Origin of the sequence: Bradyrhizobium sp. S3.12.5 (assembly GCF_040548225.1) — a bacterium.
In the GTDB taxonomy this organism is placed as follows: domain Bacteria; phylum Pseudomonadota; class Alphaproteobacteria; order Rhizobiales; family Xanthobacteraceae; genus Bradyrhizobium; species Bradyrhizobium cytisi.
The window spans coordinates 28747-50243 of record NZ_JBEPRF010000030.1 but is presented as its reverse complement, the minus strand read 5'-3'; the positions used below and the strand labels follow the sequence as shown (position 1 = coordinate 50243).

Below are 21497 nucleotides of genomic sequence, written 5' to 3'. Positions count from 1 at the left end.
ACCGAGCAACGCCCTACTCAAGCCGCGTGAATCCATCGTCGCTCCAACCCTCGCTCCCGACGCCATGGTGGGCGAAAAACAGTCCGTCGGGATCGTAGCGGCGCTTGATCGCGAGCAGCCGCGCGTAATTGTCGCCCCAGAACGCTTTCTGCCAATCCGCCTGGAAGTAATCGCATTCGTTGACGTAGCAGCCGGTTTCGGGTGCGGCCGAGCGCAAACGCGCCATGGCCTCCTTGACATGCGCGCGGTGATCGACGCCCGCGGACAGGTTCGGCGCCGGCAAGCCGTCGAAGACCGGCGGCCCGGCGGCCGCAACGATCGCGAGTGCAAAAGCATCGACCACGTCGGGGTTCATCGGAGTGTCCTTCGCCGCCGCGATCGCTTCGGCCGGCGCGCCGGCGAGCCCCTTGTTGAAGTGGAACGCGACCGCCCACTGCCGGCTCGCCGCAAACCAGGCATCGACGAGGCGCGGCCGGTTCTCCTGATCGAGCAGGGAAAACGGCATCCATGCCGAGGTGTAGGCCTGCCAAAAGGCGCCGACCTGCTCGCCGTCGCCGGCCCACCAGAAGTCGGTCCATGGCGCGTCCCGCCGGCTATCGAAATTGACAACCGATCGCGCGAACAGCCGGTAGAGCCAGCCGTTCCAGAAGTAGCGCGCCGGCACGCTCGCGACGGAGAATGAGGCCTGGCCCTCGTAGTCCGCAGGATTGGCGTCGGCGAAGTCGAGCAATGGCTTGAAAGCCGCCCGGGCCTCGTCCTTGCCGATGCCCTGAAAGGTCATCGTCACCTGGAGACGATTGTCCGGACGCGCGCGCACCTGCTCGCCCCAATGTGGATTGCAAAGCGCGCTCGCATACAGCTCGATGAAGCGCCCAAGCAGCCGACGATAGGCCTCGTCGGTATGGGCGCGAAGTGTGAGGCTCACGGCGCCGACCGTGTCGGGCAGCGGATGGGTCGCAAGCGTCAGCCGGGTCACGACCCCGAACGTGCCGCCGCCTCCACCCTTCAGGGCCCAGAACAGATCCGGCTCGCGCCCCGCATTGACGGTGCGGACAGCGCCGTCCGCCGTCACGATCTCGGCTTCGAGAAGGCTTCCGGCTGCCGTCCCGAATCTCTTGGAGAAGCTGCCGAATCCGCCGCCTTGGACGAGCCCTGCCACGCCCACGGTGGTGCAGCCGCCGCCCTGCACATAACGCCCAGCGCCGCCGGTCACCGTCTGGTAGGCGTGCAGCCACATCGCACCGGCGCCGACCGAGACCGCGGGGACGGCCGCAGCGCCCGATCCGGCCGGGCTAAAGCCGTCGTGGACGGTGATGCTGTCCATCCTGCGCGTCCAGAGCAGAAGAGAATCCGGCGCGCACGACGCACCTAGATAGCTGTGGCCTCGACCCTTCACGACGAGGCGCAGATTGTGGGCCGTGGCAAAGCGCACGGCTGCGGCCACGTCGGCTGCGGTCTCGGCCGCCACCATGTAGGCGCTTGGGACTGATCGCCATGCGTCGAGCCAGCCGGAGCTTTGGGTCAAGCCGGCTTGGTCGCCGATCGCGAAAGGGTTTGCGAGCAGCGCTTTGCCGTCGGGGCCATCCAGCCTCGGCATCACGACCTTCGATAGCCGGCCGTTGGTGGCCATGTTCAGCGCAGCCCAGTCGGATTCGCCAGGCCAACCAGGCATCCCCGGCCGGACGCGCCCCGGTGTCACATTCGCATTGGCGTTGCGTGGGAACCAGGGCTGGAGGTCGGTTTGAACTGCGATCATCGTCGCAATCCCGCCCTGTAGCAGACGTCTCCGGTGCATCAGTCATCTCCCCAAGGTCTGCACGCGCGATTCCCAACGATCAGCCGACCGTGCCAAGTCGAGATTTCGACCTGTCGGAACCGGCCGACGCCGGAAATCTGCCCGACACGTTCGGCCGCCGGAAAGCACGCAGTGACGGAACGCGATACGTCCGGGATCAGTGGCGACGGTGCGGGACGAACGGCGAGGCTACGGGGACGAGTCGCGCGGCACGCGGCCGTTCGGCTACGCGGACACGGCGGCAGGAGGAATTGCCGTTTCGTCTGGCTGATAGGTTTCCGGAATTGCGGTGGTATCCCTCACCACGACGCCACGCGTTCACGCGTACTGCGCAATGCCGTGGCCAAATGACCAGTTTTCCTTTGCGACCTCGACGAGGTTGATCACGACATCATCCGGGCGACCTTGCAACTGCGCCTGGTATTGCTCGACGATTCGCTTGTAGAAGGCCTTCTTGAGCTCGACCGAGCGGCCGGTGTTGAGCGTGATCTGAATTAAGACGAGATCGTCGCTGTAGTGATTGCCCAGATAACTGTCGGCATGGTTCAGGTCGGCGCGGTCGTGCTCCGTGATGACCTGGAATTTATCGTCCTTCGGCACGTTGATCAGCTCGATCATGGCGTCATAGACGATCTCACCCAATTTCTTCCGATACTCGGGCGACTTGCCCTTCCTGAGATCGATGCGAACGAATGGCATGGTCGTACTCCTCTTCCGGGTTGTGGTTCTAGGGCGCGATCGTTGCGACCTATCTAGCGGCCGACCTTGAAGGCCTCACGTCCGGCGCCGTGATCTTGAACGTGATCTTGAAGATGGCGTTTCGGACCGACGTCCTTTGAAGCCGCTTTTGCATGGACAAGACTCAATATCACTCCTCCGGCCCCGGCGAGCCGCATTGAACTCGCCCGTTCCGCCCGCCATGTGTGGGGGACCGCTTGGAGCAAAACAATGAAGAAGCTTCTCACGTGTGTGGCGGCCGTGGGCTGCCTGGTCGCCCTCCACTCCATCGCGCAGGCCCGCTCCGCATTCGACGGCTCCTGGGATCTCGTTTTCGTGACGCAAAGAGGCACTTGCGATCCGACCTATAATTTCACCGTCAACATCACCAACGGAATAGTTACACATCCGAACTTAATCAGGTTCAGAGGCTACGTGGCGCGTTCGGGCGCAGTTCGGGCGTCGGTAACAGTCCAGGACAAATTCGCGTCCGGCTCAGGCCGGCTCTCCAGTAATTCTGGCCGCGGGAGGTGGAGTGGCCATTCAGGAACCGCACGTTGCTCAGGCTATTGGACTGCGCAGCGAAATTGAGGCGCTAAGCCCAGCCTGGAGCTGGCCGTAAGGAGCCGAGGACGGTGCCGCGCCGAAGAACCCTGCTTTGAACAGGTTCCTCAACTCTTTGGCGTCCTTGGCTTTACGAAGATCACTCGTCTTCCACAAACAACCCCTTGCCATGGACGTACCAGTTTGCGCGCGACGCCCAATGTACGTGCCGGTCAGGTGTCACGCCAAGCGGATCATCGAAGGCGCCCGCGTAGATGATCACCTCACGGCCGCTGCGCATCAGATGCTGCATCGGGCGCGTTACTGCGCAACTGGTGTGCCGGCCGGGACATGAGCGCCCGACGCAATCCATTGGTCGTAGGTCTGGAACTTCACGCCGAGCATGTCGTACGAAACTCGCAGGTAGCCGTCGCTGCCGCGCAGCACCGCGGTGGGCATAATCGTCTGCACTTCCTGCGCCATCACGCCGACATGGGATTTGTTGCCGCCGTTGTAGGTGAAGCGATAGAAGCCGAGGCCGTTTTCGAGGTGACCGATCAGGAAGATGTCGTGCTTGAGCATCATGTCCGATCGCCGGACGACACGCCGGGTGGTCCGCCGTGCAACACCTCGCACGCCGACTACTGGTGCGACGACGGGCCCGACAACAGGTCGGGCGACGCAGCCTGCGCGGTAGACACCAGCGGCACAATAGACAACAGCATTTGCCTCGGGTGTCTCGATGGCCATGGTTGCGGAGAAGGCGGTAATGCCGAGCGCAGCGAGGAGGAACGAGCGCATCATTGTCTCCTTCGTTCAATTGTTGCTCGCAAAGGAATAAAGAATAGGATCAGATTTTCGCCCGGCGAGCAATTGTTCTCCGGGGCGATACCTTCCGCGCCTCAATTCACTATCCCCGCATCGCCAGATTGCGACAGAGATGCAGACTAACTATCGTCGCTGGCCCTCCCGGACAGGTTGTGCTAAAGAGCAAATACTTTGGGGTGCCGCATTGCAAGCGAAAGAGGCTCCTCAAGCGGCGCACCTTCAATTGCGCAATAGCTCTGTTTCTAGCGACCTTGTTTTGAGTCCTGCAGACGCCACGCAGCGTTTAATGCAGCTGGTCATGCACGTCCTCCTGCAAGCAATGCACGCCCTCGCGTTGGATCGAGAATGCTTCAATCAAAACCGCCGCGAGCTGTTTGAACGCATCTGGCATCGGCTTTGCTGCCCTTCTTCGTGTTGAATTCCCGCGGCGCCACGCAGCAAGGCAATACGCTGAGACCTTCAAATGTTCAGACCCTCGAACGCGATCATTCCGACGGTAAACATCGTGAATTGAACGAGGTCGCAAATCAGAGGTCGCCAAATCAGAAGAGGAGGATTCGACATGTTTCGGGGAATTCTGACGCTGACAATTTCTCTTTGCCTCGGCGCGGCGGCCGCGCCTGCCGCGCGGGCCGAGGGCGCTGCACCGGCCATCGCTGAACAAGAAGCGCATGCCATCGCGGTGGATGCCTATGTCTACTTTTACTCGCTGATGTCGATGGACGTCTCGAGAAAGCAATTCACCAACGGCACGACCGATTTCAGAGGTCCGATGAATACCTTTGTCAACGTGCCGGAATACCCCCCTGCCAATTTCAAGGGCGTGGTGCGATCGAACTTCGACACGCTGTATTCCGTCTCCTGGCTGAACATGACCAAGGAGCCCGTCGTCATCTCCGCACCGGATACAAATGGGCGCTACTATCTGCTGCCGATGCTCGACATGTGGACCGACGTCTTCGCATCGCCCGGCTGGCGAACGACGGGCACCAGGGCCGGCACGTTCCTGATCACGCCCCCGGGCTGGCGGCCCGATCTGCGCGACAGGTTCGCGGAAGAATTCAAGCTACCGAGCGACACCCAGCGCATCGAAGCGCCGACGCCCTATGTTTGGGTGATCGGCCGCACCAAGACGGATGGCCCGCCGGACTACGATGCGGTCCATAAGATTCAGGCCGGTTACAAGGTCACGCTCCTTTCCGAGTATGGCAAGACACCCAAGCCGGTCGAGTTCACGCCGGACCCAAGCGTCGACATGAAGACGCCGCCGAAGGTCCAGGTCGATACCATGTCGGCCGGCGTGTACTTCGCCAGCGCCGCAGAACTGCTCAAGCTTCACCCGCCGCACGTTACCGATGAGCCGATCATCGCCCAGATGAAGAAAATCGGCATCGAGCCCGGCAAGAGTTTTGACATCGGCAAGCTCGATCCGGTGTTGCAACGGGCGCTGGAGACTGCCCCGCAAGACGGCCAGAAGCTGATGGCCTGGAAAGTGCCGACACTGGCGCGGATCGCAAATGGCTGGTCGATGAACACCGATTCGATGGGTGTCTACGGTAACTACTACCTGAAGCGTGCCATCGTCGCCCAGCTCGGGCTGGGCGCGAACCTGCCTGAGGATGCCATCTATCCGCTCAATCTCGGCGACGAGACCAACAAGCCGCTGGATGGAGCCAACAAGTACACAGTTACGTTCGAGAAGGGCGCTGCCCCGCCAGTCGATGCCTTCTGGTCGATCACGCTATACGACCCGGAAGGTTTCCAGGTCGGCAATGCGCTCAACCGTTTTGCCGTGAGCAGCTGGATGCCGTTCAAGTACAACGCAGACGGGTCGCTCGATATATTCTTCCAGAACGAAAGTCCGGGCAAGGACAAGGATGCGAACTGGCTTCCGGCGCCGAAGGGACCCTTTAATCTGACCATGCGCCTCTACAGCCCGAGGTCCGATGCGCTGACCGGAAAATGGAATCCGCCGCCGGTCGTGAAGACGCAGGCGGGAACGGTGGGCTTGGCCCAATAAAGTTGATTTGAGCGCCGGCGCTTTGCGCCGGCGTCCGACCGTACGAGCACAAACGTCCCTAGAAGACCGATCGTTAAAAGCGAGCGAGTTGATCCTCAGGAGCTTCAAATGTTGACCAAACGCGAACTTCTTCGCACTGCTGCGACGACGACGATCGCCCTTGCGGGGATAGGGTCCTTGCCGGCGTTTGCCCAGGCCGGCGCCGATCGACCGGGCTTCCTGAAGGCAAAAGACATTGCCGAAGCGGGCTTTATCTACGGCCTGCCGATCGTGATGAACTACGCCGTGATGTACGAGTACGCAGTTGATCGCAACTCCGGGCAGTTCAAGGCCCCGTTCAACCAGATCAAGAACGAACCCAACGTTTACACCTACAAGGATACCGCCGTCATCACGCCGAACAGCGACACGCCGTATTCGATCCTGTGGATGGATTTGCGGGCGGAGCCAATGGTTCTTTCGGTCCCGGCCGTGGACCCGAAACGCTACTACTCGATCATGCTCTGTGACGGCAACACCTACAATTACGGCTATGTTGGCAGCCGCGCCACGGGAAGCGAGGCCGGCGACTATATGGTTGTCGGGCCGAACTGGAGCGGAGCAACTCCGCCCGGGATCAAGAAGGTGTTTCGGTCGACCACGCAGTTTTCGGTGGCGGCCTATCGCACGCAGCTTTTCAATCCCGACGATCTCGAGAACATGAAGAAAGTCCAGGAGGGCTATAAGGCGCAGTCGCTTTCGGCCTATCTGAAACTGCCGACGACTGTTGCGGCAGCGGCCGTCGACTTTCCGAAGATCGACAAGGACCTTGTGAAGACGAACTTCTTCGAATATCTCGACTTCGCGCTCCAGTTTGCCCCCGCTCAGGAGAACGAAAAGGACATTCGCGCGCAGCTTGCGACCATCGGCGTTGGCTCGGGCAAAACCTTCAATTTCAAGGACCTTCCGATGGAGAAGAAGCTCGAAATCGGCCTGGGCATGAAGGAGGGCGAACGAAAGATCGAAGAGGCCGTCGCAAAGGCCGGCAAGGAGGTCAACGGCTGGCGGATCAGTTCGCTGTTTGGCGACAGCGCTTTCTTCAATGGCGACTGGCTGAAGCGGGCGGCCGGTGCAAAGGCAGGGATATACGGCAACGATGCCGCGGAGGCGACCTATCCGATGACGCGCGCCGACGTCGATGGTCAAACCCTCGACTGTGCCGGGCGCAACTACTCGCTAACGTTCCCGGCCGGTCAGCTGCCCCCAGTGAATGCGTTCTGGTCGGTGACGATGTACGACGGCAAGACGCAGTTGCTGATCGAAAACCCGATCAACCGCTATCTCATCAACTCGCCGATGCTGTCCGCAATGAAGACGAACGTCGACGGGTCGCTGACAATCTATATCCAGAACAAATCGCCCGGTGCCGACAAGGAAGCCAACTGGCTGCCGGCTCCTGACGGCCCGGTTTACCTGGCGATGCGGCTCTACTGGCCGAAGGCCCAAGCACCGTCGATCCTGCCTCCGGGCGAAGGGATGTGGCAGCCGCCGGGCGTGAAGCTGGCCTTGTAGAGATAGTGGGATGGGAGGCGTGAAGTGAAATACCTCGTCCTCCTCGCCTGCGTTGCTGCCATGCGATCTCCAGCCAATTGGGGCAGACAAATGACGCGCGACACATCCAAATGGAAATCTCGCAAATGGAAATCTCGGCGCTGGCTCACCCACTCAGGTCTCAGTGCTGCAATGGTGCTGCTCGGCTGGATGTCCGAGGCGGCATACGCGGATGAGAGCGGTGTTTCGTACTGGCTCCCGGGCCGGTTCAGCAGCCTCGCGGCAACGCCCGGGGTGCCGGGCTGGTCCATGGCCGAGGTCTATTATCATACCTCCGTATCGGCATTCGGCGCCGCAGCTGCGGCACGAGAGGTTCAGATCGGCAGATTCCCTGCCACGGTGAACGTCGACCTGAATCTTCGCCTCAATGCGCAGGCCGATCTGGTACTTCTCAACCCTACCTACACGTTCGCGACGCCGGTGCTGGGCGGACAATTGGCGATCGGCATGACCGGCCTGTTCGGTCGATCCAGTGCCGACCTCAACGGCACGCTTACAACCGGTTTCGGACCATTCGCAGCAACTCGGATGGGCAGCTTTGGCGATTCGATTACCTCGGTCGGCGACCTCTACCCACAGCTGACACTGAAGTGGAACGCAGGCGTTCACAACTTCATGACTTATGTGACGGGAGACGTTCCCGTCGGCGCCTACGATCCAAACCGCCTTGCCAATCTCGGCATAGGCCACGGCGCCATCGATGGCGGCGGCGGTTACACCTACTTCAATCCGCAAGCGGGGCACGAATTTTCGGCCGTCGCGGGATTTACCTACAATTTCAAGAACAACGACACGCAATATCAGAACGGCACTGATTTTCACGTCGACTGGGGCGCTTCCCAGTTTCTCTCGAAGCAGGTCTTCGTCGGCCTGGTAGGATACGCCTATCAGCAGATCACCGACGACTCCGGACAACACCCGATCCTCGGTGGTTTCCGGTCGCGGGTCGTAGGCGTGGGCCCACAGGTTGGCTTTCTGTTTCCGGTTGGCGACATGCAAGGATATCTCAATCTGAAGGGATACGGCGAATTCGCGGCCGAAAACCGGCCGGCGGGCTGGAATACCTGGCTGACCTTTTCGATTTCTCCAACAGCGCCCACCGGCACGGTGACGCCGACGCGGCGAATTGTGACGAAATAGGTTCAGAAGACTAGCAGTTGGCAACGGCCTAGGCGGGCCTGGCCTGAATGCAACGGGCGCGCGACGCCGAGAAGGATGGCATTCATGTATAACTCGCGTACGTCAATCTTGCTGGCCGCGATTGTTCTTTTCAGCCCACTTGCGCGGGCACAACATGCGCCGGCAACGCCCGTCGCCTCCGAACAACCGCAGGAGATGCTGGCGGCGCAGATCCGCACGCAAGGGTTCGCATGTGACAAGTCGCTTGGTGCGGCGCGAGACAAGAAGCGCTCCAGGCCGGACTACGTGGTCTGGGTACTGAAGTGCAGCAACGCGACGTACCGGATAGCACGCGCGCCCGATATGGCCGCGAAGATCGAGCGCGTTCGATAACGATCGGAATCTTCCCATCCGCTTGCGCTTCTGCTCCTCTCCGCATTGTGTCAGAGGACTTCCAGGTTTCTAGCTGTGAAGTTGCCAGCACCGTCGCCGCGCCGATGCTGTCCGGCTAATTCGCGCAGAGGCCGCTCGCGGAGCCGATCGTGCCATGATGCCATCATGCCCCTGTTTTGCCCGACGGGTCAACTGGATTTCGTAAAATCCGCATCGCGCCGCTTCGCTGAGCCGTTTGGCAATTCTGTCAGCCACTTGGCTACTGTGCATGGGGTTGTTTTCGACGTTTCGGTTTGCCCGCCTCACGGGGCAGCGCTCGTCGGGCCGTCAGTGACGCTTGAAATATTGCACGTCGCGCTCGTGCTTCTCGGCCGCCGCACGGCTCTTGAAGGTGCCGAGGTTGCGGCGCTTGCCGGTCTTGGGATTCACCTTGCGCGAATAGAGCCGGTATTCGCCGGATGCGAGCTTGCGGATCATGGTTGCGCCTCCTGCTTGACGTGATGTCAACGGCCCCTGCCCGCGCAAGTTCCTTTTCCAACCCGCCCGCAACAATCTCGCCTGCGACATGAAGTGAGCAGGATCGCTTTCTAGAAGCACAGCGTGGTGACGAGCTTGCCCTGCTTGTCCTTGATCGCATAGGGACAGCGGATCCGCTCCAGCGCCTTCTTGGCATCCTCGTCGCCGAGCGCGGCCGCACGCTCGTAATAGGCCTTTGCGGCGTCCTTGTCCTTTGGACCGCCGCGGCCTTCCTGCGCGAAGGCGCCCATCCGCTCCAGCGCGCCGGGATGGTTTTGCGCCGCCGCCTTCTCGAACAGCGCGCGCGCCGCGACGTCGTCCTTCTCCCCGCCATTGCCGCTGGCAAGCATCAGGCCGAGCTGGTACTGCGCTTCCGCGTTGGTCTCGGCGGCCTTGCCGAGCAGCGTGCGCGCCTGCGCAGGGTCCGCGGGCGCGCCACCGCCCGCGCTGCCGAGCGCGGCGAGATTGGAGACGCCGCGGGGGTTGCCGGCCTGCGCCGCCTTCTCGAACAATTTGCGCGCCTGCACCTCGTCCTTCGCGATACCGGAGCCGTTGCCATAGGCAACGCCGAGCTCGACCATCGCCGCACTGGAGCCCTTGTCGGCTGCCTTGCGCCAGGCGGCGATCGCCTCGCTCGTCTGCCGGTTGGCCGCATAGGCGCGCCCGAGCGCGAACATCGCACGGCGCGACGAGCTTGCTGCCTGCTTGCAGAATTTGATCGCGGTCGCGACGTCGGAGGCGGCGATGTCGGGCACGCCCTTCACGTCGGCCGGCTTGTCGGGATCGCTGGGATCGGCGGCGACACGGTCGCACAGGACGAGATCGGCCGATTGCGCGTGCGCGGCGACGGGCGCGGCAAGCGCGACGAGGATGGCAAAGAGACAGATCCGCATGGACATCACGTTGCGTCCGCGTGCCGGCGATTTCAAGGCTCGAGTCCTGACCGGCGCAACACGGGCACGACCTCCGGCGATGCCAGATAGCGCAGCAGCGCCTCGGCGGCTTCGGCCTGTTTCGCATCCGCCATGCGTCCGGCGGAGAACACGGCCGGCGTCTGCAAATCGTGCGGGACGGGGCCGATCACCTCGATGCCCTCGACCTGCTTCAGCTCGCTGATCTGCTGCACGGCGAGGTCGGCCTCGCCGCTGACGAGCCGCTCGGCGGTAAAGCCCTGCTCGACGATGGTCGCCTTGGCGTTGATCTCGGCGGCAATGCCGATGCGCGCGATCAGCCGGGCGAAGTACACGCCGCTCGCACCGAGCCGCGAATAGGCAATGGATCGCGCCGCGAGCAGCGTCTTGCGCAGCGCAGCCTCATTGGCGATGTCGGGATGCGGCGCGCCTTTTCGCACGGCGAGGCCGACATAGGAGCGCGCCAGGTCGGCTGCGGTGTCCGCGATCACCCGGCCCTCGCCGATCATCTCGTCGAGCCCTTCGCGCGTGAGGATCACGAGGTCGGCGGCCTCGCCGGCGCGCAAGCGCTTCAGCAGCGCCAGTGTCGGCGCGAAATCGGCATCGACATGAATGCCTCTCGCGGTCTCGAACGCGGAGGACAGGCTGCGCATCGCGCCCATCAGGCCGAGCGTCGAGAGCATGCGAATTCTTTCCATGGGCAATTCCCCGTAGCGATCAGGCGCGATGCATCAGCTTGAGCGCCGCGGTCAGGCGCAGGCTGCGCTTGCCGGCAAGCGCGGTCGCCTCCAGCACCGCCTCCTCGCCGTCATAGCTGCCGGAGAAGCCGATGCCGACCTCGTGGCCGCCAAAGATCGGATCGTCCTTGGCGGGCGTGTGCTCCTGGTTGAGGATCTGCCCCTTCCAGCGGCCGTTCGCGGCGGTGTAGCTGCCGAGGTAATAGAACGACGCATCGCCGCCGAGGATGCGGCCGCGGCTGAGCAGCATCACGCCGGTGAGCCCGCCGTCGACGCCGTCGAGCATGCGCAGGTGAATCGAGTAGAGGCCGTCGACGATGCCGGCCTCGCCGACGCCGCCGGCGATCGGCACCTCGTCTTCCGTGATCGGCGTCATCAGCGACTGGAAGGCCACGCCGGGCAGCTCCTTGAGCTCGCCCTTGAAACGGTAGAGATCGCCGTCGGCAAAACCCTTCGCGATCAGCGTCGCATCATCGGTGCCGGCCATGGCGCGGTAGGTCGGATCGGGGTTGTGGCGGACGGTCTTGATGACGATGTCGACGCCGTCCGCGGTCTTCTCGTAGGTGCCGATATGGGCGAACGCCGAATTGCCGCCGAGCATCGTGCCATTGCCGGCATGCATCACGCTCCGGCCGACGCTATCGCCGAGCTGAAATCGCACCTTGTAGAAGCCTTCAAACACCAGCCGTGTCCCCGGCCCCGCGCGCATCCTGCAGGCACTCTATCCCGATTTTGCCTGACATGGACAGGCCGGCATGGCCGCCAGACCCACAACAAGCGGTGTCATCGGAATGCAAAAATCCGCCGGAGCCTTGCAGCTCCGGCGGATTTAAAAAGCCAACCCGGGCCAGCCCCCAGCCCGGGCCGGGAGGATCTTTAAGCCGCGGCCTTCTTGTCAGCCGGGACGGACGCGATCGTCTTCAGGATCTGCGAAGCGATCTGGTATGGGTCGCCCTGCGAGTTCGGACGGCGGTCTTCCAGATAGCCCTTGTAGCCGTTGTTGGCGAAGGAGTGCGGCACGCGGATCGAGGCGCCACGGTCGGCAATGCCGTAGCTGAACTTGTTCCACGGCGCGGTCTCGTGCTTGCCGGTCAGACGCTTGTCGTTGTCCGGGCCGTAGACGGCGATGTGGTCCATCAGGTTCTTGTCGAATGCCGCCATCAGCGCCTCGAAGTACTCCTTGCCGCCGACCGTACGCATGTACTCAGTGGAGAAGTTGGCGTGCATGCCGGAGCCGTTCCAGTCGGTGTCGCCGAGCGGCTTGCAGTGGAACTCGATGTCGACGCCGTACTTCTCGGTCAGGCGCAGCATCAGGTAGCGGGCCATCCACATTTCGTCAGCGGCCTTCTTGGAGCCCTTGCCGAAGATCTGGAATTCCCACTGGCCCTTTGCGACTTCCGCGTTGATGCCTTCGTGGTTGATGCCGGCCGCGAGGCAGAGGTCGAGATGCTCTTCGACCATCTTGCGCGCGATGTCGCCGACGTTCGAGTAGCCGACGCCGGTGTAGTACGGGCCCTGCGGCGCCGGATAACCGGAGGCCGGGAAGCCGAGCGGACGGCCGTCCTTGTAGAAGAAGTATTCCTGCTCGAAGCCGAACCACGCACCCTCGTCATCGAGAATTGTGGCGCGCTTGTTGGTCGAGTGCGGGGTCTTGCCATCGGGCATCATGACTTCGCACATCACCAGCACGCCGTTGGTGCGGGCACCGTCCGGAAACACCGCGACCGGCTTCAGCACGCAATCCGAGCTGTGGCCTTCGGCCTGCTGGGTGGAGGAGCCATCGAAGCCCCAGAGCGGAAGCTGTTCGAGCGTCGGGAACGACGCGAATTCCTTGATCTGAGTTTTGCCGCGCAAGTTCGGAGTCGGCGTATATCCGTCGAGCCAGATGTACTCGAGCTTATACTTGGTCATTGAGCCTCTCTGTAGATGATGCGAAAGGTGGGGTTGAGAGCCCCCGCACGTTTGTACCCGGCCATCATCGGCCGGCCCTTTACAAGCATTTAACGTGCCAAAAGGCCGCAGCGCGGGAGGTTGTCCACCGCGACCGGAACCGGCCCGCCAGCGCAAAGCCGTCCACAGCGACCTGCGTCATAGCCGCGCACCTTCGCGTGAAGCTGCAGTGCAAAAGTCCCGCGGAAAACGCCTGATTCTGGAGCACGCGGGCCCCTGCCGCAGGCTGCCGATGAAACGCGCATCAACGTCCGGCAACTTTCGCAAAGCCCCGATCCCTGCCTAGCAACCTTTGGAGTGGCCCACGCGTTAGTCACCGACACGCTGCCTTGGGGGGTGCAGACAGTCGACTGCCCACAAAATAGGCGAGAGCTGATTTCGTTTTCAGCACTTTCCAATTCGGGATGCGCGGTCGATATGGGGAGTCCAGTAACCACAATCGAACGAGTCGGGCGCACCATGGAGGCCAAGGCGCTTCGACCGAGGAGCAAATCGAAATGATGAACAATGGACTGAGTCACGGATCTGCGAAGATCTATCAATTCCCCGTCGGGGGCCGCGCGGCTCTCGCCGGGCGCCGCTATGGCGACACCCGCTTTCCCGCCGATCACGCTTCGCTTCCCGCGAACGTCTCGATCTGCAGCGACAGCTGGTACCACCAGGACGCGGTCGACGAAGCAAAGCCCAAATGGGAACGTTAATGCCGGTGCCTGGTTTGAAACCGCCGCGCTCTTTCAAGCGCTCAGCGGAAGTTTGAAAAAGGGTCGAAACAATGAGGTTTCGACCCTTTTTGATTCCGCACATGATTGCGGGCTCAGATCACCGCGCAGGCCGTCACCGGCCGCATCAAATGCTTGACCATGGTCGCCCCGGTCTTGCCGACCGATGATTGCCCCCTGTAATGGTCCGTCGGCAACATAACAAAAAGAAGCTCCCATGTCGGACTCTCCTGCCCGTCACCTCGCATTGCAAGGCGCCAGCAATTTTCGCGACCTCGGCGGTTACGCCACAAGCGACGGTCGCACCACGCGCTGGCGCCACATCTTCCGCTCCAACCATCTCGGCCAGCTCACCGCTGAAGACATCGCGATCGTGCGCGCACTCGGCGTCAGAAGTGCGTTCGACTTCCGCGGCGTCGAGGAGCGCGCGGCCGGCATTTGCGTCGTCAACGAGATCACGGTGCATTCGCTACCGATCGAGCCGACGGTGGTGGCTTCATTGCGCACCGAGCTCGCCAGGGGCGCGCTGACGGGACCGGTCGCGCTTGAGCTCATGCGCGAGTCCTATCGCAACTATGTCCGCCACAACACGCACAGCTTCCGCATGCTGTTCGGCCATCTCCTACAGGACCGCGCTCCGCTCGTGATCCATTGCACCGCCGGCAAGGACCGCACCGGCTTTGCCAGCGCGCTGATCCTGCATGCGCTCGGCGTGCCCGAGGAGGTCATTGCGGAGGATTATCTGCTGACCAATCGCCACTACAAGCGCGACGTGTCGAGCGTCTCCGATCTGCCCGCCGACGTCCTCGACGCCATCGGCTCGGTCAATGCCTCCTATCTGGACGCGGCTTTCGAAGCTGTCGGCCGCGACTATGGCGATGTCGAAACTTACCTGCGCGACGGCCTTAAGCTCGGCGCAGCCGAGCAGACCGCGCTGAAGGAGCGCTATCTTCAGGCGTGAGCGACGCCGGGCGCCTCACGCCGTCGGAGTTGCGGCCTTAATGATGGAATTGGTCAGCGCGAGCGATACCTGCATGGTACTCCAATTGCTCTGATGCAGCTTCAGATCATCCTCCGGATCCAGCAGCTGCTCGAACGAAGCGTTGTTTAGCACGTGCCAGTGGCGCATTAGCGCCCAGCGCTGGAACAGATTGACCTTGGCGTCCTCCGCCGCGGTTCGGATCGCCGAAACCATCTTCTCCGCAAGATCGGCGTTGTCGTCGAACAGCATGGCCGTCACGTATTGCGGGTCGATCAGGACAACATCCATGGTCAGGTGACCGCGCAGGAGCGCCAATCCCCCGATGATGTTCGCGACCACTTCGTCGAAGTTGAACTCCTTCTGGCGAAAGACCGCATTGGTTCCGACCTGCCAGAGCACCAGAGAAGGATTGTCAGCAAAGATATCGTCTTTGAACCGAGCCACTTCCAATGGCGCTTCTTGGCCGCCCTGGCCACGGTTGAACACGTCGACCCGGATGTTCGGATGCGGATCGTCATCCTTGTAGTGCTTTCTCAAATACAGCTCGAGCCGCGCGGGATAGGGAACGACATTGCGAAGTCCCGCAGTCGATGACGACCCCATCGCCACGACGCGCACGGGGCCCCTTCCGTTCAACGCGGCCCGGAAATTCTCCAGGGGATGCTTCAAATCAACGATCTCAGGGGGACAATCGACAGTCGGCAATTCGTCAGACATGAACCAAACCTCCGCGCCGCCATCTAAAGTTGCAGCAATCATTCAGCCTTGATGCCGCCGCCATTGCAAGTCCAATTCGCCTCACGCAATAGTCGGCGCGAATTGAGACGACGGAGAGTATCGTGCAGGGAAAAATCATTGTGGTGACCGGCGCGCTCGGCGCGCTTGGCAAGGTTGTCGCCGACGTCGCGCAATCACGCGGCGCGCGGGTCGCCGGCATCGATCACGCGCCCTCTCAACTGCCGGCGACGGCCGAGCGCATCGAGATCGGCGGCGTCGACCTGTCCGACCCGGCGCAGGCGAAGACGGCGGTGGATGCCGCCGCAAAGCATTTCGGCAGGCTGGACGCCCTGGTCAATATCGCCGGCGGCTTTGCCTTCGAGACCGTTGGCGACGGCGACATCAAGACATGGCACCGCATGCATGCGCTGAACGTGCTGACGGCCCTCAACGCCTCGCACGCGGCACTGCCGCATCTTGCTTCTTCAAAGGCGGGTCGCATCGTCAACATCGGCGCCATGGGCGCGCTGCAGGCTGGCGCCGGCATGGGGTCCTACGCGGCATCGAAGGCGGGCGTGCACCGCCTCACCGAGGCGCTCGCCAACGAATGGAAGGGCAAGATCACGGTGAACGCGGTGCTGCCGTCGACCATCGACACCAAGGCGAACCGCGCCGACATGCCGAAAGCCGACTTCGCCAAATGGGTGGCGCCGCAGGAGCTTGCCGAGGTGATCCTGTTCCTCGTGAGCGACGCCGCGAGTGGCGTCACCGGCGCGCTGATTCCGGTGAGCGGACGGGTGTGATCAATCCGGCACCAGCAGCCGCAGATTGCCCTTGAAACGGATGCTCTGCTTGCCCGCGAGCGCCATGCCTTCGCCATAGGCGGTCTCGTCGGTGTAGGTGCCGCTGAAGCCGATGGTGACGACCTTGCGACCCCATATGGGGCGCTCGTCGAACGAGGGCGAATGCTCCTCGTTGGTCAGCTCGCCCTTCCACTTGCCGTCGGCGGAGGTGTAGCTGCCATGGGCAAAGAAAAAGGAATCGCCGCCGCGCATGGTGCCGTCACGCAGCACCATAACGCCCTGATTGCCGCCCTGCACGCCATCCAGCATCTCGATCCGGATGTGATAAAGCCCGTTCCTGATCGTCATATTCGCGCGCGCCCGCCTGTTCCGCGCGCAGGGGTATAGCTGGCTTGACCGCGTCCGGGCAAATGGGCCGGCAGCCCGAGTCCCATCCGGGCTAAACTGGCCGCAACTGATTCTTCTTCTTCGATCGGAAACTCACTGTGGAAACCGCGCTCTATCTCCCCGTCAAACGCTTCCTCGAAGAGCTCGGCTTCTCCGTGAAGGGCGAGATTGGCGGCTGCGATCTCGTGGGCCTGAGCGCCGGAGATCCGCCGGTGGTGGTGATTGGCGAGCTCAAGCTCGCCTTCAATCTCGAGCTGATTCTGCAGGCGGTCGATCGCGCGCCAGCGGGCGACGAAGTCTGGATCGCCGCAAAGATGTCGATCCGCGGCAAGGGCCGCGAGAGTGACGCACGTTATCGCAATCTATGTCGGCGCCTCGGCTTCGGGATGCTCGGAGTGAGCGATAACGGCCAGGTCGAGGTGCTCGTGAAGCCACCGACGGCAGGCCCCCGCCGCGAGCCGAAGACGCGCTCGCGGCTCGTGGCCGAGCATCAGCGCCGCCAAGGGGATCCCGTGCTCGGCGGCAGCACGCGCGCGCCGATCATGACGGCATACCGGCAGCAGGCGCTGGCCTGCGCATCGGAGCTTGCCGCAGGCCCGCGGCGCGTGCGCGAATTGCGCGAGCGCTGCCCCGATGCCGGCAAGATCTTGCTTAACAATGTGTATGGCTGGTTCGAGCGCGCCGACCGGGGAATCTACGGGCTAACGGAGGCAGGACAGACGGCGCTCAAACGCTGGCCGCAGCAACGGGCTACGATCGATGCCGGTGTCGCGTCACCGCCATGACATCCGACCGGTGCATAGCTGAGATGCCACACCGATTTCATATTGCAATGCAGCATCTCAGGCACTAGGTATCCCGGCATCAAAACGAGGCCGTTATGAACGCAGACTGGAATACCAAATATGGCACGCGGCGCGTGCGCCACGATCCGCCCACCCTGGACGAGGCGATCTTCGCCGCCATCGGCATCACCGACGACCAGGAGCAGCAGGCCGAGATCGCCGCAGCGCTGATGGGCATGCCGCTCGAAACCGTTCAGGCCGAGGTCAAGAAGCAGGCGCGCACCAACAGCCGCATCACTGCGACGCGCGTGATCGCCGGCGAGCAGGGTGCGCAGCGCTCCGTGGTGGTCGAACGCCGTGTCATCCGTCGCTTCGGCAACGACAAGCGCACCGGCACCTGAGCGCTCATTCCTTGGCTCCAATAAAACAGCGGACCGGCCTTGCCGGTCCGCTTTTTGATTCAGGCCTTTGAATTTCAGGTCTCTTGATTTCAGGCTGCGCGATTGCCGTACATGCTGGAGATCAGCTTCCAGCAGGTCGAGTTGAAGTTGAGAATCGCGCGGCCGGCCTTGAACGGCGCCGCTGCGAGCTCAGCGAGCTCGGCCTCGGGCGTCTTGCCAAGATCGATCGTGCCTGTGGACTCACCATGTCGGAACTGCAGATGCGCACCGAACTTCTTGGCGAGCGCCCGCATGGCGTGATTCTCCGCTCCCGTGGTGATGCGCAGGCTCTTGTAGCCCTTCCAGCGCGCTTCCGCGATCAGGCGGCTGAACAGCACGGTGCCGACATTCTGGCGGCGGGCGGAGGCTTCCACGCTGAAGGCGACCTCAGGCAACGAATCGCCCTCCGGCGGATGCAGCTCGGCCGCACCACGAACCACGCCATCGACGATATAGGCGACGATCACGGTGCCATCCTCGGCGCAGCGGGCGGCGTAACGCTCGATGAAGCTGTCGTCGAGAAAACCGTTAAAGCGATCATGCCGGCTTTCGGCATCGAGCCTGAGCAGGTGATCGCGCAACAGCGGCAATTCTTCCTGCTGGATCAGGGTCCGCACATAGCCCGGAGCGGTGCGGACGGTGTCTTCAAGTACCACGTCAAAACTCCTCTTGGTGTCCCTCGAGGAGGCGTTCGAATCCCTAGGCCTCCAATATTGTGCGTCGCAGCAAATTTTTCAAGACGGGAACCTGCTCAAGTTTGAGGCAGCGAGAACGACTAATTCGTTAACAAAATCAAGCCTCCGTAGTTTTTACAGGACCAGCTGGGTCTGGGTCACGATAGCGATCAGCTTGCCATCCCCGGTCTCCAGCCGAGTGGTCCAGACCTGGGTCCGCCGGCCCCTATGGACCGGCGTGGCAATGGCGACGACCGTGGTTCCCTCCTTCGCCCCGCCGATGAAATTGGTCTTGCTCTCCAGGGTGGTCGTGCCCTTTGCGTCCTCCGGCAGGTTGATCACGGTTGCGGCTGCGCCGACGGAATCGGCGAACGCCATCACCGCACCGCCGTGGACGGTGTGATGCAGGGTACAGAGATCGGGCCTGACAATCATCCGTGCCACCACGCGATCCTTCTCCGCTTCGACGAACTCGACGCCCTTGAGCTCGGCAAACGGCATCTTCATCGCTTTAACTTTCTCAAGCGGCGTCATCGGATCTCCTCCCAATTCGTTCTGTTCTCAAGGTGAAATGCACAGTGCGGCAAAGCAATGACGCCCGAGGTAATGGTTATCGTGACACGGCCGAGGCACTTGCTCATATGGTTTTGTCGCCGATCATCCTGCAACCGGGACCGGCGGCGTTGACCGACCGGCTCGATGCGATCGTGATGGCGTTGTGGGGCGAGCGCAGCTCCATCATCCGTCATTGCGAGCGTAGCGCGCTGCGCTCGCAATGACGGTTGAGGCAGCATTCGTCCCTCACGTTACCGCATTGACGACCTGATACTCCGGCCGCCGCCACACCTCGCCTGCGATTACGTCCTCGATGATCTCGGCCGCCTTCATGACTTCCGCCTCGCCGATATACAGCGGCGTGATCCCGAACCGCATGATGTCAGGCGCGCGGAAATCGCCGATGAGGCCGCGGGCGATCAGGGCCTGCATGGCGGCGTAGCCGCCCTCGAAGGCGAACGAGACTTGCGAGCCGCGGCACTCGTGCGCACGCGGCGTGACCAGCTTCAAGGGGGGGCAGCGGCGTTCGACCTCAGCGATCAACAGATCGCCGAGCGCCAGCGAGCGGGCGCGGACCTCCTCGACGTCAATCCGATCCCAGATATCGAGCGAAGCCTCCAGCGCCGCCATCGCCAGCACGGGCGGCGTGCCGACACGCATGCGCTCGACGCCGCCCGCGGCAGCATAGCCAAGCTCAAATGCGAAGGGCTTTGCGTGCCCCATCCAGCCGGACAGTGCGGTGCGTGCGCTGTCGGCGTGACGCGGGGCGACATAGAGGAAAGCCGGCGCGCCCGGGCCGGCATTGATATATTTGTAGGTGCAGCCGGCCGCAAAATCGGCACCACAGCCGGCGAGATCGACCGGCAGTGCGCCGGCCGAGTGGGCGAGATCCCAGACCGTGACGATGCCAAGCTCATGCGCCTTTGCGGTCAGCTTCGCCATGTCGTGACGGCGGCCGGTGCGGTAGTCGACCTCGGTGATGTACAGCACCGCAATCTCTTCCGACAGCGCGGCCTCGACCTCCTCGGGCGCCACCAGACGCAATTGATGGCCTCGCCCGAGCGTCGCGATCAGGCCTTCGGCCATGTAAAGATCGGTCGGGAAATTGCCGGTGTCCGACAGGACGCCCTTGCGCGATGCATTCATGTCGAGCGCGGCGGCGAGCGCTTGATAGACTTTGAGCGACAGCGTGTCGCCGACCATGACCGACCCCGCCTTCGCGCCGATCAGCCGCGCGATGCGGTCGCCAACGTGGCGCGGCTGCGCATACCAACCGGCGCTGTTCCAGGCGCGGATCAACTCGTTGCCCCACTCCGCCATAATGACGCGGTTGACGCGCTCGGCGACGCCAAGCGGCAATGCACCGAGCGAATTGCCGTCGAGATAGATCACGCCGTCAGGGAGATGAAAGAGCGCCTTGGTGTCGTCGTAGACGCGAAGCCTGGTCATGGACACATCTCTACAAAATGGTGCGCACGCGCCAGAGCTCGGGAAATAGCTCGACCTCCAGCATGCGCTTGAGATAGCTGACGCCGCCGGTGCCGCCGGTGCCACGCTTGAAGCCGATGACCCGCTCGACCGTCGTCACATGGTTGAACCGCCAGCGGCGAAAATAGTCCTCGAAATCAACCATCTTCTCGGCGAGCTCGTAAAGCATCCAGTGCGTCTCCGGCGCCTCGTAGACGATACGCCAGGCCTGCAGCACGCCCTCGTTGAAGCTGTGGGTCTCGCGGACGTCGCGCGAGAGCACAGCGGCCGGCATCTTGAGCCCGTTGCGATCGGCGAGCCGCAGCACCTCGTCATAGAGGCTCGGCGTCGCAAGCTCGTCCTCGAGCAGCTTCGTCGTCTCGGCATCGTGCGCGTGCGGCTTGAGCATGGCGTGGTTGCGGTTGCCAAGCAGATATTCGATCAGCCGGTACTGCCGCGACTGGAAACCTGATGATTGCCCGAGCTGCGAGCGAAAGCGCGTGTATTCGCTCGGTGTCATCGTGCGCAGCACGTCCCAAGCGCCGTTGAGCTGCTCGAAGATGCGCGACATCCGCGCCAGCATCTTCATCGCGGGCTGCACCTCGTCTTTGGCGATGGCGCGGCGTGCGGCGCTGAGTTCGTGGATGGCAAGGCGCATCCACAGCTCCGTGGTCTGATGCTGGATGATGAACAGCATCTCGTCATGCGCTTCGGAGAGCGGATGCTGTGCACCGAGGATCGCATCCAGCGCCAGATAGTCGCCATAGGACATGCGTCGGGCGAATTCGGTCTCGGCGCCTTCGCTTGAAGGATCGTAATCGCTGGACGTCATGGCAGGCCCTCTCGATC

Annotated in this window: 25 protein-coding genes; 10 read left to right on the top strand and 15 right to left on the bottom strand. The window is 62.6% G+C overall.

The window, feature by feature from the left end; translation table 11 throughout:
* Positions 1–13: 13 nt before the first annotated feature.
* The 4 genes from ABIC09_RS32820 to ABIC09_RS32805 form a co-directional block, all read right to left on the bottom strand.
* The gene (locus ABIC09_RS32820; RefSeq protein ID WP_354111849.1) at positions 14–1756 is read right to left on the bottom strand and encodes an FAD-binding oxidoreductase; all 1743 of its coding nucleotides are present in this window, start codon (positions 1754–1756) and stop codon (positions 14–16) included.
* A 357-nt stretch (positions 1757–2113) separates the two neighbouring features.
* Entirely contained in the window at positions 2114–2494 is a 381-nt protein-coding gene (locus ABIC09_RS32815) for a tautomerase family protein (protein ID WP_354111848.1), read from the bottom strand.
* Between the two features lie 721 nt (positions 2495–3215).
* Positions 3216–3368 carry a GFA family protein gene (locus tag ABIC09_RS32810; protein ID WP_246230022.1) on the bottom strand — a complete coding sequence of 51 codons (153 nt, stop codon included), beginning with the start codon at positions 3366–3368 and terminating at the stop codon, positions 3216–3218.
* 8 nt (positions 3369–3376) lie between these two features.
* Positions 3377–3856 (bottom strand): tail fiber domain-containing protein, encoded by a 480-nt coding sequence (locus ABIC09_RS32805; protein WP_354111847.1) that lies wholly within the window; start codon positions 3854–3856, stop codon positions 3377–3379.
* A gap of 589 nt (positions 3857–4445) precedes the next feature.
* Here ABIC09_RS32805 and ABIC09_RS32800 point away from each other — a divergent pair.
* The 4 genes from ABIC09_RS32800 to ABIC09_RS32785 all read left to right on the top strand — a co-directional run bounded on the left by ABIC09_RS32800 (position 4446) and on the right by ABIC09_RS32785 (position 9005).
* Positions 4446–5903: a DUF1254 domain-containing protein gene (locus ABIC09_RS32800; RefSeq protein ID WP_354036165.1), complete on the top strand. Its 1458-nt coding sequence runs from the start codon at positions 4446–4448 to the stop codon at positions 5901–5903.
* Positions 5904–6011: 108 nt separating this feature from the next.
* A complete protein-coding gene (locus ABIC09_RS32795; RefSeq protein WP_354111846.1) occupies positions 6012–7454 on the top strand; it encodes a DUF1254 domain-containing protein in 1443 nt (480 codons plus the stop codon).
* 171 nt (positions 7455–7625) lie between these two features.
* Complete coding sequence (locus ABIC09_RS32790; RefSeq protein WP_354083104.1) at positions 7626–8633, top strand: SphA family protein; 1008 nt, start codon at positions 7626–7628, stop codon at positions 8631–8633.
* A gap of 84 nt (positions 8634–8717) precedes the next feature.
* Positions 8718–9005 carry a hypothetical protein gene (locus ABIC09_RS32785; RefSeq protein ID WP_354082634.1) on the top strand — a complete coding sequence of 96 codons (288 nt, stop codon included), beginning with the start codon at positions 8718–8720 and terminating at the stop codon, positions 9003–9005.
* 327 nt (positions 9006–9332) lie between these two features.
* Here ABIC09_RS32785 and ABIC09_RS32780 read toward each other — a convergent pair whose 3' ends face one another.
* The 5 genes from ABIC09_RS32780 to ABIC09_RS32760 all read right to left on the bottom strand — a co-directional run bounded on the left by ABIC09_RS32780 (position 9333) and on the right by ABIC09_RS32760 (position 13080).
* On the bottom strand, positions 9333–9482 hold the full coding sequence (locus ABIC09_RS32780; RefSeq protein WP_084292415.1) for a hypothetical protein: 150 nt from the start codon (positions 9480–9482) through the stop codon (positions 9333–9335).
* Positions 9483–9592: 110 nt separating this feature from the next.
* Positions 9593–10414, bottom strand: a complete 822-nt coding sequence (locus ABIC09_RS32775; RefSeq protein WP_354111876.1) for a tetratricopeptide repeat protein — start codon at positions 10412–10414, stop codon at positions 9593–9595.
* A gap of 32 nt (positions 10415–10446) precedes the next feature.
* Positions 10447–11130, bottom strand: coding sequence for a substrate-binding domain-containing protein (locus ABIC09_RS32770; RefSeq protein ID WP_354111845.1), 684 nt, complete (start codon positions 11128–11130; stop codon positions 10447–10449).
* Positions 11131–11149: 19 nt separating this feature from the next.
* Positions 11150–11851, bottom strand: a complete 702-nt coding sequence (locus ABIC09_RS32765; RefSeq protein ID WP_354111844.1) for a GrlR family regulatory protein — start codon at positions 11849–11851, stop codon at positions 11150–11152.
* Positions 11852–12045: 194 nt separating this feature from the next.
* Positions 12046–13080: a glutamine synthetase beta-grasp domain-containing protein gene (locus tag ABIC09_RS32760; protein WP_148753007.1), complete on the bottom strand. Its 1035-nt coding sequence runs from the start codon at positions 13078–13080 to the stop codon at positions 12046–12048.
* Positions 13081–13616: 536 nt separating this feature from the next.
* Here ABIC09_RS32760 and ABIC09_RS32755 point away from each other — a divergent pair.
* Together ABIC09_RS32755 and ABIC09_RS32750 are read left to right on the top strand one after the other, a co-directional pair.
* Positions 13617–13820 (top strand): DUF2735 domain-containing protein, encoded by a 204-nt coding sequence (locus ABIC09_RS32755; RefSeq protein ID WP_080137849.1) that lies wholly within the window; start codon positions 13617–13619, stop codon positions 13818–13820.
* A gap of 235 nt (positions 13821–14055) precedes the next feature.
* Positions 14056–14799 (top strand): tyrosine-protein phosphatase, encoded by a 744-nt coding sequence (locus ABIC09_RS32750; protein ID WP_148753006.1) that lies wholly within the window; start codon positions 14056–14058, stop codon positions 14797–14799.
* A 15-nt stretch (positions 14800–14814) separates the two neighbouring features.
* On the opposite strand, the gene ABIC09_RS32745 is transcribed toward ABIC09_RS32750, so the two are convergent.
* Positions 14815–15579 (bottom strand): SGNH/GDSL hydrolase family protein, encoded by a 765-nt coding sequence (locus ABIC09_RS32745; protein ID WP_246230020.1) that lies wholly within the window; start codon positions 15577–15579, stop codon positions 14815–14817.
* 80 nt (positions 15580–15659) lie between these two features.
* Between ABIC09_RS32745 and ABIC09_RS32740 the strand changes: the two genes are divergently transcribed.
* Complete coding sequence (locus ABIC09_RS32740) at positions 15660–16340, top strand: SDR family oxidoreductase (protein WP_148753005.1); 681 nt, start codon at positions 15660–15662, stop codon at positions 16338–16340.
* Here the strand turns inward: ABIC09_RS32740 and ABIC09_RS32735 are convergent, their stop codons facing one another.
* Positions 16341–16688 carry a GrlR family regulatory protein gene (locus ABIC09_RS32735; protein WP_148753004.1) on the bottom strand — a complete coding sequence of 116 codons (348 nt, stop codon included), beginning with the start codon at positions 16686–16688 and terminating at the stop codon, positions 16341–16343.
* A 137-nt stretch (positions 16689–16825) separates the two neighbouring features.
* Here ABIC09_RS32735 and ABIC09_RS32730 point away from each other — a divergent pair, with 137 nt between their 5' ends.
* Both ABIC09_RS32730 and ABIC09_RS32725 read left to right on the top strand, forming a co-directional pair.
* Complete coding sequence (locus ABIC09_RS32730) at positions 16826–17512, top strand: DUF2161 domain-containing phosphodiesterase (RefSeq protein WP_148753003.1); 687 nt, start codon at positions 16826–16828, stop codon at positions 17510–17512.
* Positions 17513–17607: 95 nt separating this feature from the next.
* Positions 17608–17913: a hypothetical protein gene (locus tag ABIC09_RS32725; protein ID WP_148753002.1), complete on the top strand. Its 306-nt coding sequence runs from the start codon at positions 17608–17610 to the stop codon at positions 17911–17913.
* An 89-nt stretch (positions 17914–18002) separates the two neighbouring features.
* Here ABIC09_RS32725 and ABIC09_RS32720 read toward each other — a convergent pair whose 3' ends face one another.
* Both ABIC09_RS32720 and ABIC09_RS32715 read right to left on the bottom strand, forming a co-directional pair.
* The gene (locus ABIC09_RS32720; RefSeq protein WP_354036150.1) at positions 18003–18608 is read right to left on the bottom strand and encodes a GNAT family N-acetyltransferase; all 606 of its coding nucleotides are present in this window, start codon (positions 18606–18608) and stop codon (positions 18003–18005) included.
* Positions 18609–18761: 153 nt separating this feature from the next.
* Positions 18762–19160: a PaaI family thioesterase gene (locus ABIC09_RS32715; RefSeq protein WP_148753000.1), complete on the bottom strand. Its 399-nt coding sequence runs from the start codon at positions 19158–19160 to the stop codon at positions 18762–18764.
* 44 nt (positions 19161–19204) lie between these two features.
* Between ABIC09_RS32715 and ABIC09_RS32710 the strand changes: the two genes are divergently transcribed.
* A complete protein-coding gene (locus tag ABIC09_RS32710; protein ID WP_354036189.1) occupies positions 19205–19405 on the top strand; it encodes a hypothetical protein in 201 nt (66 codons plus the stop codon).
* Positions 19406–19427: 22 nt separating this feature from the next.
* Here the strand turns inward: ABIC09_RS32710 and kynU are convergent, their stop codons facing one another.
* Both kynU and kynA read right to left on the bottom strand, forming a co-directional pair.
* Complete coding sequence (kynU, locus tag ABIC09_RS32705) at positions 19428–20630, bottom strand: kynureninase (protein ID WP_187435042.1); 1203 nt, start codon at positions 20628–20630, stop codon at positions 19428–19430.
* Positions 20631–20640: 10 nt separating this feature from the next.
* Positions 20641–21480, bottom strand: a complete 840-nt coding sequence (kynA, locus tag ABIC09_RS32700) for a tryptophan 2,3-dioxygenase (RefSeq protein ID WP_354036148.1) — start codon at positions 21478–21480, stop codon at positions 20641–20643.
* Positions 21481–21497 lie beyond the last annotated feature (17 nt).